General features: G+C 64.2%; 13 protein-coding genes. 3 read left to right on the plus strand and 10 right to left on the minus strand.

The window, feature by feature from the left end; genetic code table 11:
• Nucleotides 1-19: 19 nt before the first annotated feature.
• The 3 genes from FFS45_RS26230 to FFS45_RS26240 all read right to left on the minus strand — a co-directional run bounded on the left by FFS45_RS26230 (nucleotide 20) and on the right by FFS45_RS26240 (nucleotide 2254).
• On the minus strand, nucleotides 20-682 hold the full coding sequence (locus FFS45_RS26230) for an amino acid ABC transporter permease (RefSeq protein ID WP_137957545.1): 663 nt from the start codon (nucleotides 680-682) through the stop codon (nucleotides 20-22).
• Nucleotides 683-705: 23 nt separating this feature from the next.
• Nucleotides 706-1356 (minus strand): amino acid ABC transporter permease, encoded by a 651-nt coding sequence (locus tag FFS45_RS26235; protein WP_137957546.1) that lies wholly within the window; start codon nucleotides 1354-1356, stop codon nucleotides 706-708.
• 73 nt (nucleotides 1357-1429) lie between these two features.
• Nucleotides 1430-2254 carry a transporter substrate-binding domain-containing protein gene (locus FFS45_RS26240; protein ID WP_137957547.1) on the minus strand — a complete coding sequence of 275 codons (825 nt, stop codon included), beginning with the start codon at nucleotides 2252-2254 and terminating at the stop codon, nucleotides 1430-1432.
• 300 nt (nucleotides 2255-2554) lie between these two features.
• Between FFS45_RS26240 and FFS45_RS26245 the strand changes: the two genes are divergently transcribed.
• Together FFS45_RS26245 and FFS45_RS26250 are read left to right on the plus strand one after the other, a co-directional pair.
• On the plus strand, nucleotides 2555-3538 hold the full coding sequence (locus tag FFS45_RS26245) for a 2-oxoglutarate and iron-dependent oxygenase domain-containing protein (RefSeq protein WP_137957548.1): 984 nt from the start codon (nucleotides 2555-2557) through the stop codon (nucleotides 3536-3538).
• A complete protein-coding gene (locus tag FFS45_RS26250) occupies nucleotides 3535-4947 on the plus strand; it encodes an FAD-binding oxidoreductase (protein WP_137957549.1) in 1413 nt (470 codons plus the stop codon). Before FFS45_RS26245 ends, FFS45_RS26250 begins: the two co-directional genes overlap by 4 nt.
• Here the strand turns inward: FFS45_RS26250 and FFS45_RS26255 are convergent.
• From FFS45_RS26255 to FFS45_RS26265, 3 genes are all read right to left on the minus strand, one after another.
• A complete protein-coding gene (locus tag FFS45_RS26255) occupies nucleotides 4937-5722 on the minus strand; it encodes a hypothetical protein (RefSeq protein ID WP_137957550.1) in 786 nt (261 codons plus the stop codon). The two genes, FFS45_RS26250 and FFS45_RS26255, sit on opposite strands and share 11 nt — an antisense overlap.
• Before the next feature lie 163 nt (nucleotides 5723-5885).
• Complete coding sequence (locus FFS45_RS26260; RefSeq protein WP_137957551.1) at nucleotides 5886-9308, minus strand: GMC family oxidoreductase N-terminal domain-containing protein; 3423 nt, start codon at nucleotides 9306-9308, stop codon at nucleotides 5886-5888.
• Between the two features lie 179 nt (nucleotides 9309-9487).
• A complete protein-coding gene (locus FFS45_RS26265; protein WP_137957552.1) occupies nucleotides 9488-10279 on the minus strand; it encodes a hypothetical protein in 792 nt (263 codons plus the stop codon).
• Between the two features lie 368 nt (nucleotides 10280-10647).
• Between FFS45_RS26265 and FFS45_RS26270 the strand changes: the two genes are divergently transcribed.
• Nucleotides 10648-12480: a hybrid sensor histidine kinase/response regulator gene (locus FFS45_RS26270; RefSeq protein WP_137957553.1), complete on the plus strand. Its 1833-nt coding sequence runs from the start codon at nucleotides 10648-10650 to the stop codon at nucleotides 12478-12480.
• Nucleotides 12481-12493: 13 nt separating this feature from the next.
• Here the strand turns inward: FFS45_RS26270 and FFS45_RS26275 are convergent, their stop codons facing one another.
• From FFS45_RS26275 to FFS45_RS26285, 4 genes are all read right to left on the minus strand, one after another.
• Nucleotides 12494-13294, minus strand: coding sequence for a response regulator transcription factor (locus FFS45_RS26275; protein WP_137957554.1), 801 nt, complete (start codon nucleotides 13292-13294; stop codon nucleotides 12494-12496).
• Nucleotides 13295-13678: 384 nt separating this feature from the next.
• On the minus strand, nucleotides 13679-13855 hold the full coding sequence (locus FFS45_RS41880) for a hypothetical protein (protein ID WP_171029757.1): 177 nt from the start codon (nucleotides 13853-13855) through the stop codon (nucleotides 13679-13681).
• Nucleotides 13830-14834 (minus strand): cytochrome d ubiquinol oxidase subunit II, encoded by a 1005-nt coding sequence (gene cydB, locus FFS45_RS26280; RefSeq protein WP_137957555.1) that lies wholly within the window; start codon nucleotides 14832-14834, stop codon nucleotides 13830-13832. The genes FFS45_RS41880 and cydB overlap by 26 nt, the downstream gene beginning before the upstream one ends.
• A gap of 26 nt (nucleotides 14835-14860) precedes the next feature.
• Complete coding sequence (locus FFS45_RS26285) at nucleotides 14861-16279, minus strand: cytochrome ubiquinol oxidase subunit I (protein ID WP_137957556.1); 1419 nt, start codon at nucleotides 16277-16279, stop codon at nucleotides 14861-14863.
• Between the last annotated feature and the right edge of the window lie 131 nt (nucleotides 16280-16410).

A 16410-nucleotide genomic window follows, 5' to 3' on the forward strand; every position in this document is an offset into this window, starting at 1 on the left:
CGATAGATCCGGAGGGTGTTCATGCCATGAAGCGCGCGATCCGGGCTTCGGCCCACATGCCGGCACGCGAGGTGAGCTCGACGAGCGCGAGGTAGCACGCGCACAGCGCCAGCAGCGTTTCGACAAAGGCAAAGGTAGCCGAGCCGATGCCGGTCAGCACGAAGGTGAGTTCGGGCACCGTGACGATCGACAGCACAGCCGTTTCCTTGCTGAGCACGATGATCAGGTTGGTCAACGCCGGGACGATCAGCACCAGCATTTGCGGCACCTGGATGCGCAGCACCGCTTGCCAGCGCGAAAGACCGAGACACGAGGCTGCTTCGAGGTGGCCGGGTGGCACCGACTGGAAGCCCGAGCGAAACGCCTCGGCAAAATAGGCGCTGCCGTACAGCCCCAGTCCGAGGACACCGGCGGTCATCGGTTCGAGCGTGAGGCCGAACGAAGGGCCGCCGTAGTAGAGCAGGAATAGCTGCACCAGAAACGGCGTGCCGCGAAAGAGTTCGATATAGAAACGCAGCAGCCCCCGCACCCAGCGCCCGCAAAAGAGTTGCAGCACCGCAATCAGAAAGCCGATCAGCATGCCGATGACGACGCCCGCCGCCCACGTGCCGACGGTCGTGGCGAGACCCGCCGCAATCGGCTGCAGGTTGTGAGTAATGACGGTGGGGTCGAATTGCTGCATGACTGAGATCTCGGCTCGGGCCTTCAGGCCTGCTGCAAACGGTGCTCGGCGCCGTGAGCGACCAGCGCGAGTGCACCGCAGATGACGAAATAAATCAGCCCGGCGGCGAGATACGCTTCGAGCGGACGATAGGTGCTGGCGGCGATGTTCTGCGCGGTGCGCGTCAGCTCCGCCACGCCGACCACCGAGATCAGCGACGAAGCCTTGATCAGCAGCACCATTTCGTTGACGAGCGAGGGCAGTGTGAGGCGGAAGGCCTGCGGCACCTGAATCCGGCGCAGCATGTCGAACGGCGACATGCCGAGCATGCGCGCGGCTTCGATGTGCCCCGGTGGAATGCTCAGAAAGCCGCCGCGCAGAATCTCGGCGATATAGGACGCGGAGCACAGCGACACCGCGCTGATGGCCGCGACGAGCGGTGAGACGTTGATGCCGGCAAACGGCAGCAGGTAATACACGAGCAGCAGTTGCACCAGCATCGGCACGCCGCGAAAGAAGAACACATAGGCGCCGCCGAACATGCGCGCCGCGCGATGCGCCGAGAGCCGCGCCGAGCACACGCCGATTGCCACAAAGAAACCGATCACGAGCCCGGTGAGCGAAATGCCGACCGTCGCCACGGCCGCGTGCAGCAGCAGCGGCAGACCCTGTAGAAAGACCGTCAGGCTGAACATGTGTCGGGCACCCGCTGGAAGACAGGGCAACGCGCGGCCGCGGAGTCAGGCCGGCCGCGCGCCGCCCGACTGATCAATAGTTCGGTGCAGGCATCGTGGTCGGGGCATCCATTGCAACGCCGAACCACTTCTTCTGCAAGGCGGCAAGGCGTCCGTCATTGTGCATCTTGACCAGCGCGGCGTTGAACGCATCGTCGAGCGACTGGCTGTCCGCGTCCTTGCGCATGCAATAAGCGAAGTAGACCTTGGCGCCGAACGGCGGCTGCACGACCGCGAAGGTCTCGGGCCGCTGCTTCGCCACGTAGGCGATGTTCGTCATCGAGTTGGCGACCGCGGCGATGCGGCCTGCGGCGAGGTCGGCATAGGCCTGGTTGTTGTCGACGTATTCGCGGACTTCAGGCGGTTTCGGCAGCGTGGCGATATACGACTTCAACTGGTCGAGCTGCGCTGAGCCCTTGCCCGCGCCGACCGTCTTGCCGGAGATATCGGACGATTGCTTGAGCGAGCTGTCGCTGGCGCGTTTGAGCAGTGCGTCGGTGGCGTCGGCGATCGGCAGCGTGTAGGTGTAGCGCTCCATGCGCGCTTTCGTCACCGTGAGCGGGCCGCCGACCATGTCGAACTTGCCGGCTTCGAGACCGGGCAGCACGCTCGGCCAGGGCAGGTCGATGAAGCGCACCTTCACGCCCAGTTCCTTGCCGATCTCGGCGAACAGGTCCTTGTTGAAACCGGCCTGCTGACCGTTCTCAAGGAAGTCGAACGGTGCAAACTGCATTTCGGTACCCACTACCAGCTCGCCGGCCTGCTTGACCTTGGCAAGCTGATCGGCATGCGCGGCGACGCTCGCCGTACACAACGCCAACATCACTAAACGACACTTCCAGCCTGCAAGGATGCTCATACGATTCTCCGGTTGGCAAAGCGGTGTCGCGCAGAATCGAGCCAGGGCGCGCGGTATGCGAGGCAGTATATACCGCAGTTTTTGCGCGAAATAAATAATCGTGTTGTGCGCTGCAAGGCGCATTGCCGGTACATGATGAGTCACTGAAACGTCCCTTGCGAAGGGGCTTTTGGCGGTATATACAACTGGGAACGCGTGTGGGCCGCCAGGCATTTTGCAAGGTGTTCGAAGTATCGGCGGCGCACGTATTCCTCTGCTCATTGATGAGTCTGGTCCGCTACGCCTTTCAGGAGTATTGCGATGCCGCCGGTTACCCGCATTCCACTCATTGACCTTGCCGGCGTGCGAGCCGGCGATCCCGGCGCGATGGCGCGGGTCGGCCGTGAGATTCACGACGCCTGCACGACGCTCGGCTTTTTCTACATCGTCAATCACGGTGTGCCGCAGGCGGTGATCGACGCGGCCGAGCAGGCGGCCCGCCGGTTCTTTGCGTTTCCCGTGGAGACCAAACGGCGCGCGAAGGTGAATCAGCGGCATCGCGGTTTCAATGCGCTGGGCGACGCCACCATGTATCAGGCGAAACGTCCCGACTACAAGGAGTTTTTCAGCATCGGCCTTGAGCTGCCGGAGGACGACCCGGATGTGCTGGCCGGCCAGGCGCTGCGCGGCCCGAATAACTGGCCGGACTTCATGCCTGAGTTGCGCCCGGCGCTGTATGGCTACTACGAAGAGGTGGCACGGTGCGGCGCCGATCTGTTGCGCGCGGTGGCGGTCAGTCTCGGCGTCGACGAGCAGTTCTTCGCGCCGCGCTATACCAAGCGGATGCAGCGCACCCAGATGGTCTACTACCCGCCGCAGCCGCCGCAGTCGGATGCCGACCAGTTCGGCGTGGCGCCGCATACCGACTATGGCTGCATTACGCTGCTGTGGCAGGACCAGGTGGGCGGCCTGCAGGTGCGCGAGATTGCCAACGACACATGGGTCGAAGCGCCGCCCATCCCCGGCAGCTTTGTCGTCAATGTCGGCGACCTGCTCGCGCGCTGGACCAACGACCGCTTTCGCTCGACGCTGCATCGCGTCATCAACGCGTCCGGTCGTGAGCGTTATTCGATTGCGACGTTCTATGATCCGACCTACGGCGCGTTGGTCGATCCGCGTGAGCTTGGCGCCAGCGAGGCCGAAATCAAGTATCAACCGGTCGCAGCCGGCGACTACATTCTTGGGCGGATCAACGATTCGATGGGTTATCGAAAGAAGCAGGCGGCGCAGGGGACGACAGTATGACGGGCGTGACTCCCGCTGCAATTGCCACGACGCTGGCAGCCCTGCGCGAGGCGTTGGGCGATGACGCGGTGCGCGTAGGCGCGCAGATCGGCGAACGCTCGATGACCGACTGGACGCGTCACGAGCCGACACGCGCGGCGGCCTTGCTATTGCCGCGCACCACCGAACAGGTCGCACAGGCGCTGGCGATCTGTCACGCCGCGTATCAACCGGTGGTGCCGCAGGGCGGCATGACCGGGCTTGCGGGCGGGGCGATTCCGCGTGCCGCCGATATCGCCTTGTCGCTCGAACGGTTAAGCGGCATCGAGGAAATCGACCCGGCGTCCGCCACGCTGACGGTACGCGCCGGCACCACCTTGCAGGCCGCTCAGGAGGCGGCTGCGCAAGCGGGCTTCGAACTCGCACTCGATCTTGGCGCACGCGGTTCGTGCCAGATTGGCGGCAATCTCGCCACCAACGCCGGCGGTAATCGGGTCATCCAGTCGGGTACCGCACGCGACCAGGTGCTCGGGCTGGAGGTCGTGCTGGCGAACGGCGCGGTCCTGAGCTCGCTCGGCAAGATGGTCAAGAACAATACCGGCTATGACCTGAAGCACTGGTTTATCGGCTCGGAAGGCACGCTCGGCGTGATCACGCGGGCGGTGTTGCGGCTGCATCCGCAGCGCGCCGCCCGGCATACGGCGCTGGTCGCGCTGGATCACTACGATGCCGCGGTCAACCTGCTACGGCGGCTGTCGACGCGCTTTGGCAACGACATTGGCGCGTTCGAGATCATGTGGCCGGATTTCTACGACTTCGGCGTTGCCTTGACCGGCGCACGCTCGCCGTTTGCGGAGGCGCACCCGCTTTACGCGTTGATCGAACACGCCAGCTTCGATGCAGCCGACGAAGGCGAACGTTTTGCGGCCGCGTTGACCGAAGCCCTCGGCGCGCATGCCATTCGCGATGCGGTGATTGCGCAGTCGCTCGCCGACGCGCGGGCCTTATGGGCGGTGCGCGAATGCACTGCCGAATTTCCCGTGCGGCTCGACCCGATCAACTTCGATGTGAGTTTGCCGATAGGGGAGATCGGCACGTTTGTCGAGCGCTGCCGCGCGGCGCTCGACCGCCAATGGCCGGGCAACCGCTCGTACTTTTTTGGCCATATCGGCGACTCGAATCTGCATCTCACCGTGGATGGACATTCGGTGCCCGGCGTCGGGCATCACGCGGTGTATGCGTTTGTCTATGAGATGCTCGGACCGCTGCGCGGCTCGGTTTCGGCGGAACACGGCATCGGCTTGCTTAAGCGCGAGTTCCTGCCGATTTCGCGCTCGTCAGAGGAGCTGGCGGCGATGGCCGCGATCAAGCAGGCGCTCGACCCGCATGGAATCCTGAATCCGGGCAAGCTGTTCCATGTCAGCTCGTGACGTGCCGCAGCAATTCGTTCGCGTAACGCCGGTAAAGCCAGGAGAGGACCGAGGCAGCGAGCACCATGAACAGCGCGTTGACGAATGCGAGCCCGATTGCAAACGCGGGAGAGCCATGCGTGCCGGCTATCAGCGCTCTCCGGCCGAACACCTCAAGCGCAGCGATCCAGACGATCATCAGCGGCAGATAGGCAACGACCCCGATGCCGACCATGCTCCAGAAGTGCCCCCGACTGTCTTTCCACGCCGCGCTCAATGTCAGGCGGCTGCCCAATGAGAGGGCGGGGTAGAGCAGACTGAGACGGATGATTACGAACATATAGGCAAAAAACGCCAGCATTGCGATCAGGGCGGCACCCCCGGTCCCGGCCCCGGCCCCGTGCATGCCCAGCACCAGCACGAGCATGAGCGCGATCATGCTCACCACGAGGCCGACTGAGATCAGCGCGTAGCGCCCGAGCGGTTTGCCGCCGAGCGGCAGCAAGGGGTGGATGCCTTCGCCGAGCAGCACGAACCGGTTGACCTTGATGGTCACGCAGCCGTAGACAACGAGCTGCAGCACCGAGAACGCCCCGGTGAGGAACGTGTGGCCGATCTTTGCCGCCACGTCGAGATCGGCGTCCTGGGACGGCAGATGCTGAAAGGGACCCGTCAGCACGCTTGTGCAGGCCAGGATGGCAAATGCGCCAAGGAAAAGTCCCGGCATCCGGGCAATGGCCTGCCATGTACTGATCCAGCTATTCTTGACACAGGTACCGAAACTCAGTTGTTCCATAGGATGGCTTGAAAGGCTTATTGTGGTTTTATACCGGCGGAATTGAGCGCGGGATGGTCAGGATAATAAATCAAGTTGCCGGGTGAATTGTCAACTCAGTTGCCAACCGAGTTGCCGGTATTCGCGTTTCACCGTGTCCTGAGCAAGCGCAGCGAATCCTGCCTCAATGCGCATCCAGATACTGCACCATCACCGGAAACACATCTCTTGCCGCATTTTTGCCGAAAATGCAGTCGAGATGTCCATAGCCCGGAATCACATGCCGCTCGTAGTTCGCCGCGCCGAAACGCTCCACCAGCAGGTTGAAGGTGGTCTCCGTGCTCACCGGCAAATAGCACTGGTTCTCGGCGCCGTGAATAAAGCCGATCGGCAGGTTCATGGCGTCGAGGTTGGGCAGATAGACGTTTTCTCCTTGCGCATCCACCACATGGCCCGCGCGCACCATCGCAGCCAGCTGGCTGAAAAGCTCGACGTCGTGCACGCCGAACAGTTCCTGCAGGTTGGCATGCAACTGCTCACCGAGTTGTCCGTGTTGATAAAGCAAGCCGTAAAGGAAGGTGGCCCGATGGCAAAGCGCGTTGCCGCAACCCTGCTCATGTCCGACCGGGTAGACGCGTAGCGCCTCGTCGAGCAGGTTGTGCGGCCAGTCGTCGGCCCGTGTGAGTACGGTCAGGTCCTTCACACCGAGATGCCCGAGCATCTCCGGCAGATGCAAGCCGGCCTTGATCCGTTGCAGCGCAGCTGGAACGGGATGCGCGGAGACCTGCGAAAGCAGCGCCGAGCGCACGCCCTTGAGCCCCGACAGCAAGGACATCGTCACGGCTACCGCGCCGAAGCAGTGCGCAACCACCTGGATCTGCTCGGCGCCCGTCATCAGCCGGACCTGCTCGACGGCGGCCGGGATGTCCTCGCGGGCGATCAGATCCGCGGTGGTCGGCTCGAGTGCGCTCGGCAATTCGATACTCACGCGCAGATCGACCAGCCACACGTCGTAACCGGCGGCGCACAGAAACTCGACCAGATTGGTGTCGATCAGGTCCGTCGCGAAGATGCGGCTCGACACGCCCGAACCATGCACCAGCAGCACCGGGCCTTTGTCGCCCGCGTGATAGCGCGTGAGCTTCAGGATCTTGCTGTCGGGGCCGGCCGTCCTGAACCAGGTCAGTTCGGGGGCCGGCGCGCGCAGCGAGCGCTTCACGCGCGGCGCGGCGGCGTCCGAATTGAGAAACTGCAACGGCGCCGCCACGCCGCCGTATTCGGTGAACAGCACGCCACCGAAGAACTTGCCGAATTTCAGCGTCCATTCGAGCCGTGTCTCGAGATCGGGCGCGTTGGTCACCTCGATCGTGCGCATCTGCTTGAGGAAGTTTTCGGGTGTGATGATGAGCGTGGCCTTGCCGATGACCGGCGCATCTTCTGCCTCGGAAGCGCGAATCTGCGCGTACAGCGTATTGGTTTGCGGCCACAGTTCGAGCAGCGATGAACGGGTGATGATTTTCTGGCCGAACAGGAAATAGCGGATGCCTTCCACCGATTCGAGCGTCATCCGGTAGTTCATGTTGCGCCGGTCGACCTGGGTCTGGTCGATCACGAACAGATTGAAACTCCCAGCGGCGATGGTCATGGGCTGCGCAGATAGCGCCGGGCAGGTCAGCGTGCCGACGGTGCGCGCGGCGTGCTGGGGACTGCTGAGCATGTCGGCGAGGTCGTCGCACTCTACCGTGAGCGTGAAGCTGATCGCGCTGGCGTCCGGGCTTGCGTCCGGGTTCGCATCCTGAGACGCGCCCTCCGGCGGCGTGCCCGGCTGATAGCGGCCGACCATGGTCTCGGTGAAGCGCAGGCCGATCTTTGGCGGCGCCGGCGGTGCGGCATCGCCCGGCGACGTGTAGTCGATCTGCCAGCCGTGTGCCGCCGCAAGCTGTGCGCAGTTGCGCTCGGCCAGCGCCGAGATGGTCAGGAGCGGATTCACGCCGAGCGAGATCGGCATGACTGCACCGTCCATCACGTATAGGCCGTCATGCACCGCGCTCCCTTCTGTGCCCGAAAACACGCACCCGGCCTGATCGACGACGCCGCTTTCAGCCGCGTCGGCCATTGCGCAACCGCCTAGCGGGTGCACCGTCACCAGCCGGTCGCCGAGCAATCTGGCGGAGATCGGATCGCGCAGGTACTCGCCGCCCAGCGCAACGGTGGCTGCTTCGAGCGTTTTTTCGACAGCGGCGTAGATCGGCTGCTCACCGGCGTTGGGCCAACTGATGCGCGGCCGGCCCTGCTCGACGCTAATCTGTCCGGCTTCGTCGTCGTGCGCCATCACGAGGTAAGTCTGCGTGTGGTTCATGGCGCCGTGATAAGGGCCGCGCAGCAGGCTTTCGAGAATGCGCGCATCGGCATCCAGCGAGCGCGCCGGCGAGGGCGGCTCGGGCATCTGCACCCCTTCGGCCGGCGCGGCAATACCCAGCACGCCCATCATGCCGATGCCCACCGCCCCGGCGAGCGAGCCTTCCTCGATCACGAAACCGTCCCTGACATCGGGCGTATCGCGATGATCGATCAGGCCGCAGATGGTCGGCCCAACCGGGGGAATCTCGCCACACTTGTGCGGCCCCCAGCCGATGCCGTTGATCGGCTCATCCGTGTTGAAGGCAAACGCGAGCACGTCGCCGTTGCCGGTGAAGCGCTGGCCGAGCTGAGCGGAGACCGGGAGTCCGGCATCGCGCGAGCGCAGCAGGATAGCGGTCGAACCGAGCGTGCCCGCCGCGAGGATCACGATATCCGCCGTGACAACCAGATCCGGTGCATCGTAGATGTCCCGCCCGAGATCCACCGGCTGATAGCGCACCAGCCATTGCTGGGTCGCCGCGTCGCGCACCACCGAATGCACCGCGACGCCCGTGAAAATCTGCGCGCCATGCGCCACGGCGTCGGGCAGATAGTTCATGTGGGTGGAGTTTTTCGCCTCATGGTTGCAACCCGAGTTGCAATCGCCACAGCCGACGCAGCGCTTCTGCTCGACTCCGGCCGCATTCGGGCCATCTTCGAAGGTGACCGTGATCGGCGGGCGCGAAAAGCGCTGCGCCATGCCGAGCGCCTGCGCCGAGCGGGCCAGCGCATTGAGCTTGGGCAGCGGCGGGAAGTCGGCGGGCACCGGCGAGGGCTGCAGCATCGCCTCGGCGCGCGCATAGCCGGCAGCAAGGCCGGCTGTGTCGTCCCGCACGGCGGCCGGCCAGCGCGGGTCCTGCCACAGCCGGGGATCGGGCTTGAGCGCCACGTTGGCGTTGATCAGCGAGGTGCCGCCCAGGCCGCAGCCCACCACCGCGTTGACCTCTGCATTGACATGCACCTCCAGCAGCGCAAGCGGCGAGCCGAGCTGGCCGAGGCTGGTGTTGTACTGCACCTGGCTCGCGCCTTCGAACTGGGTGGAGGGAAATTCCCCGGCCATGAATTCGCGGCCGCGTTCGAGCAGGCAGACCTGGCGGCCCGCCCGCGCCATCCGGCTCGCCGCAATGGCGCCGCCGTAGCCGGAACCGACCACGACGATTTCGTAATGCGGCTGCATTGCCTGAAGGGCGCTGGATAAGCGGTTCATCATGGACACCTGTTGACTGGAATGTGACCAGGGCGGGGGAGCCCTGGCTCGTGAGGATGACTGAGCGCTGCGCGGCCTACCTATCGTAGGCGGTGCGGGGCGGCAAACAAAGGTGGATCGCCGGTGAGTCGTGGCGGGCGTCGTCGGGCATGACGCCGCGCCTGGATGGCGGCGCTCAGTTAGGCGGCCGCTTCATTCATCTCGCTGTCGCCCGATTCCGCGGCGAGCAGGTTGAGCGCGATCAGAATCGCCGCGCGGTTTTCGACCTCGATCTCGATACCGAGCACGTCGATCAGCCAGCGGCCGATCTTCGTATTGGAAAAATCGCTGGCGTCGCCCGTCTTTTTCATCGTGACGCCGAGTTTGACCGCGCGATAGTGATACGAGGGGACGCGATGCTGTGCCGCCACGGCCGAGAGGCCGCCTTTGCATTCGGAGCACCAGCCGAGACTGCCGGCCAGCACGATGCGCTCGGGTTCGTCGAGACCGTCGATAAAGGTGCGCGCAGCGGCGCGCACGCGCGCTTCGCTCAGGCCGTATTGCAGCAGCACGCTGTGCACCGGGTCTTCGAGCGCGTGGGCATGCAGGTCGATTTCCTGTTCCATGCCTTCGTTTTCCATCGACACATTGCGCTGGTGTCCGGCGCTGCGCAGGCAGTCGATCAGGTAGCGGCGGAAGTAGGCACACAGCGCGTAGCCGTTGGACGGCGCGCTTTCCGCGCAGGCATGCGTGTCGGAATGGCCGGGGGCGAGGCGCAGCACCCGCGCAAAAATGAACTGCGCGACCAGCTCCTCCTTGTCCTCGCCGAGCGCTTGCAGCTCGAGCGGGTGGTAGGTTCGCAACGCCCGCTTCACGAGGTCCACCATCGACACCATTTCGTCACCTGACAACTGTGTGCGGCGGCGCCACAGATCGGGAAGGATCGCGTTATCGAGGTTGCGGATGAAGTCGCGGCTGGGTACGGCGCCCATGGAAGCCTCCGTCGAAAGGTGGGGCAGGGAGCGCGCTCAACCCCGGAGCGGGGCGGCGGTGGCCGTCCGAGAGGATTTTGGTCGCGCTGGAAAGTGAAGCCAGTATGGTTTTTGCGCGCGCCTTCGCCTATATGGATTAAGTGATAGCTGACAGGTAAACTGCCGGGTAAACCGTCGTCAGCTATCACGTGCACCATTTTGGTCATTGCAGGCGGCGCGCAGCACGCCTCGCTTCTCGCACCGCAGCATTACGCCATCGAAACTGCCGGACCCGACCGCAACAATCCTGCATGGAACCGGAGTAACGCGCCAGGGCGCTAAAGCTCGAACTCCGGCCGACAGCAACTATTTGCATGGGAGACCGCACGATGCGGGCCGATCCTATCCAGCGAGCGATCGACGAAGACCTGGTGCGCGTGCTGTACGCGCAGAACCCCATAGCCTTCTTCACGCACTGGTTTTCGATCGTGGTGCTGGTGTCGATCTACTGGGTCGACATGCCGTATCCCGATCTGTTCGCGGCGTGCTTCGGGTTTTATGCGTTGGCGAATTTCGCCTCGCTGGGACTGTGGTTCTGCCGGCACCGCTGGCCGGATGCGCTGACGGCGCGCAGCTGGATCAGGCTGCACGCCCTGCGCGGGGCGCTGCTGTATAGCGCGCCAGGGTTGGCCGTGTGGTTCGCGTTTCACAGCCACCAGGCCGATTTACCCATATTGCATACGGTCATGCTGGTGACGCTGGCGGCGGGCGTGTTCATGTCGAACGGCTTCGACGTGCTGAATTTCTCGACCGGCATCACTTTTCTGCTGCTGCCGGCCATCGTGCTGCTGTTCGGCAGCCACACGCTGGACCGCACCATTCTCGCCATCGTCCTCGCCTTCTTCTTTTGCGCGATCAATATATACGCGATGAGCTACCGCAAGCTGTTCCAGCGCGTCGTGCATGCGCGGGTCGACCAGCAGCATCTGGCGGAGTCGCTCGCCGAGCAGAAGCAGGTGGCGGAAGAGGCGAGTCTCGCCAAGACGCGCTTTTTTGCTGCCGCGAGCCATGATCTGCGCCAGCCCTTGCACGCTATCGGCTTGCTGGCGGCTTCGCTCAACGATGCGTCGGTGACGCCCCAGCAGCATGCCAAGACCGCCGATCACATCGTCCGCAACGTCGAAGCGCTCAACCAGTTGTTCAACCAGGTGCTCGATCTGGCGCGCATGGAGAGCGGCGTCACCCAGGTGATCCGGCTGCACTTCCGGCTCGGCGAGCTGTTCGAGCGGGTCGGCAACCAGTACCGGCCGCAAGCGGCGGCGAAGGGGCTGGCGCTGCGCATCGCGCCCACTACGCTGGTGGTCTACGACGATCCCGTGCTGCTCGAACGGGTGCTGAGCAATCTGCTCTCGAATGCAGTGCGTTATACGGAGGAAGGCGCGATCTGGATGGGTTTGCGGCGCGCGGGGCGGCGCACCGGCGGGTATATCGAGGTGCGCGATTCCGGCATCGGAATTCCCGTCGAGGAACAGGTGCGCATCTTCGAGGAGTTCTATCAGGTAGCCAATCCTCTGCGCGACGCGCGCCAGGGGCACGGGCTAGGTTTGCCGACGGTCAAACGCCTCGTCGACCTGCTGGGCGGCGAATTGCACCTGCGCTCGGCGCCGGGACGCGGCTCCGTGTTTCGCTTCATGGTCCAGGCGGGTGAACCCGGCGCAATCGTGGCAAGTCTCAGGGACACGGTGGCAAGCGGCCCCTCGGCCCAGGGGCGGCGGGTGCTCTGCATCGACGACGATCCTTCGATTCTCGAAGGCCTGACGAGCCTGCTGGGCCGTTGGGGCTGTGTGGCGCGCGGCGTGCGCGACGAGGCGCTGGCGCTGCAGGCGCTGCACGACGGTTTTGTCCCGGACGCGGTGCTGTGCGATTACCAGCTTGCGAACCACCACACCGGTGCGCAGGTACTCTCCGCGGTGCGCGACACGCTGCAGCGCGTCGGGCACGAGGGTGCGGTGATGCTGCTGATTACCGGCGACATGGCCTCGAGCGAACTGGCGACGCTTGCCACCCGAGGCATTCCGGTGCTGCATAAGCCGGTGACGCCAGCGCGCCTGCGGCGCACGCTGGAGATGTTGTGGCAGCAGGCGGAGCTCGATGGCGTCCGCATGGCCCCGGCCGGCGAGACGGCCGGGCCGGCGATCGACGCGCAGCGCAAGGTGTCGTGATGGGGGACGGCTGCTAAAGCGTTTTCCCGGCTTCCAGCCAGCCGTTGATCACCGCAATCGCGGTAGAGCGGTTGTGGACTCCCAGCGCCCGGAAAATCACCGACAGATGCACCTTCACGGTTCCCTCGGCCACGCCGAGTTCGCGGGCGATCATCTTGTTGGTCCAGCCGCGGTGCACGAGGCGCATGATGTCCTGTTGCCGCGGCGAGAGGTTTTCCAGCAGATGCTGCTGATGCGGCTGCAGCGCGGTGACCTGGGCAATCGGCTCGGTCAGCGCGGCTTGCGCACTGGCTGTTGCGGCTGCTCCAGCCGGGGTGGCGGCGTCGGCAGCGTCTGTATTGCCCATGGCGCTTGCCGTACCGCCCGTAGTAGCCGCAGCCCCGGCGCTCGCGCCAGGCGCCGCTTCGCGCGTGCCGAGCAGGCTGAGCGCTTCCATCGGCACATACGCGCCGCCCGAGAGCACCAGCTCGATTGCCTTCAGCATGACGCTGGCCGGCTGGCGCTTCGGCACGAAGCCGAGCGCACCCGCCGCAAGGACGGCGCGCATTTCGTCGGGCGATTCCTCCGCGGAAAGCACGACCACCGGCAAGGCCGGATTCGCTTTCAGCAGCTTGTCGAGGGACCCTGCGCCGTTCATGCCCGGCATGTGCAGGTCGACAATCGCCAGATCGTGATCGGCATCGGGCCGCGCGGCGGCGGCCAGCGTTTCCCAGCTATCTGCTTCGTCGAACTGGGCTTGCGGATCGAGTCCGCGTAATAGTCCTTTGACGCCCTGGCGGATCAGTTCATGGTCGTCGGCCACTAGAAACTTCATGATGTCTCCGCGTATCGGCACTGCGCGTTGGTAGTTTCCACGTTTGTTCCGCCGATGCCGGACGCGGATGGCGCCCCCCAGGATGCGCCATCCGTCCCGTCAGGCCGCCTGTGCCAGCGCGGCCGCGTCTACTGCCTGCCTCTTCCAGAGAGAGGCTTATGCTGGATTGCTGATGCTGCTGCACCTCATGCTGCGATCATATGCTTGATCGGCGGCACCAGGTGTTTCTCTCAGATGCACTGCAATACGCCGGACAACTGCTCGGACTGCGGCCTGCTACATAGACGTGCAAGGCCGCGGGATTTTGAAGGGCCGCATGCGTGGCCCAATCCTCAGGGCACGGCCGCCTCTGCAGGAGCGACTGGCGAGGCGGTCTTCGCGCATTCACTTGACGGCGAACAGCGTCAGATTCATCAGAACCTTGAACGCGAAGCCAAGCGACATCGCGCCGCCCACGCCGGCGCACCACAGCGCGATAAACCAGACCCAGCCCGGCAGCGCACGCCGCACGGGGGCAGCGGGCGGCGCCGTCCGCCTAGTGATAGTGATGTTGATCGTCATGGCGCACCTTGCCGCGAAATACCCAGTAACCCATCGTCGTATAGCTGAGGATGATCGGAATGATCACCGCGGCGCCGACCAGCGTGAACATCTGGCTCGAACGCGGCGCGGCAGCTTCCCACAGAGTCATGCTCGACGGGATGGCGTACGGCCACAGGCTGACCAGCAAGCCGAGATAGCCGATCAGCACGAGCGCCAGCGCCAGCACGAAGGGCGTCTTGTGATGCCGGTCGCGTACGGCCTTATGCATGAGGAATGCACAGATCGCGACAAGGAACGGCACCGGCAGCAAGCGGTAGAACAGTCCTGACGCAAACCAGCGCTGCGCGATATTCGGGTCTTGCAGCGGCGTCCACAGACTGACCAGGGCGATAAAGCCGAGCAGGATGATCGTCAGCGGCCACACGACGCGATGCAGGCGCCGTTGCAGATCGCCCTCGGTTTTGGCAACCAGCCAGCAGCAGCCAAGCAGCGCATAGGTAACGACGAGGCCGAGGCCTGTCAGCAGGCTGAACGGCGTCAGCCAGCCGAACGCCGCACCCGCATAGCTGCCGTCGACGACCGGAATGCCTTGCAGGAACGCTCCCAGCACGATGCCCTGAAAGAAGGCCGCACCGGTGGAGCCGCCGATAAACGCCAGATCCCACAGATGCCTCGTGCGGTTCGCCTTGGCGCGCAACTCGAACGATACGCCGCGGAAAATCAGGCACGCGAGCATAAAAATCAGCGGCAGGTACAGTGCCGACAGCACGGTCGAATAGACCACCGGGAACACCGCGAACAGTCCCGCGCCGCCGAGCACGAGCCACGTTTCGTTGCCGTCCCAGACGGGCGCGACGGTGTTCATCATCAGGTTGCGCTCTTTCTCATCGGGAAAGAACGGAAACACGATGCCGATGCCCAGGTCGAAGCCGTCGAGCACCACATACATGAAGAGGCCCAGCGCGATGATCGCGGCCCACACTACGGTGACATCCATTTTTCTTAACCTCGATACGGTGTGATTCAGGCTGCGTCGATCAAGTGCCGCGCGGCCGGCAAGGGGTGGTCCGCGCCGCGGCCGGGTACTCCATCGGGCGCGCCGTGCGGCGTGTGGCCGGGCAGCGCCGGACCCGAGCGCATCAGCTTGAGCATGTAGTAGATGCCGGTGCCGAATACGAGGAAGTAGACGATCACGAAAGCCATCAGCGAGATGCCCACTTGCTGCGTGGTGAGCGGCGACACCGCTTGCGAGGTGCGCATGACGCCATACACGACCCATGGCTGGCGTCCGGCTTCCGTTGTGACCCAGCCAGCCAGCAAGGTAATGAAGCCGCTCGGCCCCATCGCCACGGCGAGTTTCTGGAACCACCTGGCGTCATACAGCTTGCCGCGGCGGCGCAGCACCCAGGCGGCGATCGACATGGCGATCATCAGCATGCCGAGCCCTGCCATGACACGGAAGCTCCAGAACACGATGGTGGAATTCGGCCGGTCCTCAGGCGGGAATTCCTTCAGGCCGCGAATTTCGCCATCCCAGCTATGCGTGAGAATCACGCTGCCCAGGTGCGGAATCGACAAGGCGTAGCGGGTGGTCTCCGCCTTCATGTCAGGGATGCCGAACAGGTTGAGCGCCGTGCCGCCTTTTTCGGTGTCCCACAGACCCTCGATGGCGGCGATCTTGGCCGGCTGATACTTGCGTGTGTTCAGGCCGTGCTGGTCGCCGACGAAGGCCTGGATCGGCGTGAGGATCAACAGCAGCCACAGCGCCATCGAGAACATCTTCTTCACGGCCGGGTCGCGCCGGCCCTTAAGCAGATGCCATGCGCCGACCGCCGCCACCACCAGCGCCGCGACGATAAAGGCGGCGAGCGCCATATGCGCGAGCCGGTACGGGAACGACGGATTGAAGACGATCTTGAACCAGTCGAGCGGCACGACATGGCCGTTTTCGACTGCGAAGCCCTGCGGCGTCTGCATCCAGCTATTGGAGGCGAGAATCCAGAAGGTTGAAATCAGTGTGCCGATGGCGACCATCAGCGTTGCGCCGAAGTGAGCGCGCGGGCTCACGCGCTGCCAGCCGAACAGCATGATGCCGAGAAAACCCGCTTCGAGGAAAAACGCGGTCATGACCTCGTACATCAGCAGCGGGCCGGTGATCGGGCCGGCGAAACTGGAGAAGCCCGACCAGTTGGTGCCGAACTCGTAGCTCATCACGACGCCGGAGACCACGCCCATGCCGAAAGCCACTGCAAAGATCTTCGACCAGAACAGACACAGATCTTTGTAGTAGGCCTTACCGGTCTTGAGCCAGCGCCATTCGAGCACGGCGATGAAACTGGCGAGCCCGATGCTCAATGCGGGAAAGACGATATGAAACGAGACCGTGAACGCGAACTGGATGCGCGCCAGGTCGAAGGCGGAAATTGCGGATGCGGGGTTCATAGCTCTTGATGCCGGAAACAAGCTACGCGCGTCGACCGCTGTCGGCGCGCACTGCGGTTTGCAGATGGCGCAAGAGTAGGGGAATGTGAGGTATTTTGCTGCGTTGCGCCGTGCGTCGAAAAGACGCGTTG

This window comes from Burkholderia sp. 4M9327F10 (genome assembly GCF_005503145.1).
GTDB lineage: Bacteria > Pseudomonadota > Gammaproteobacteria > Burkholderiales > Burkholderiaceae > Paraburkholderia.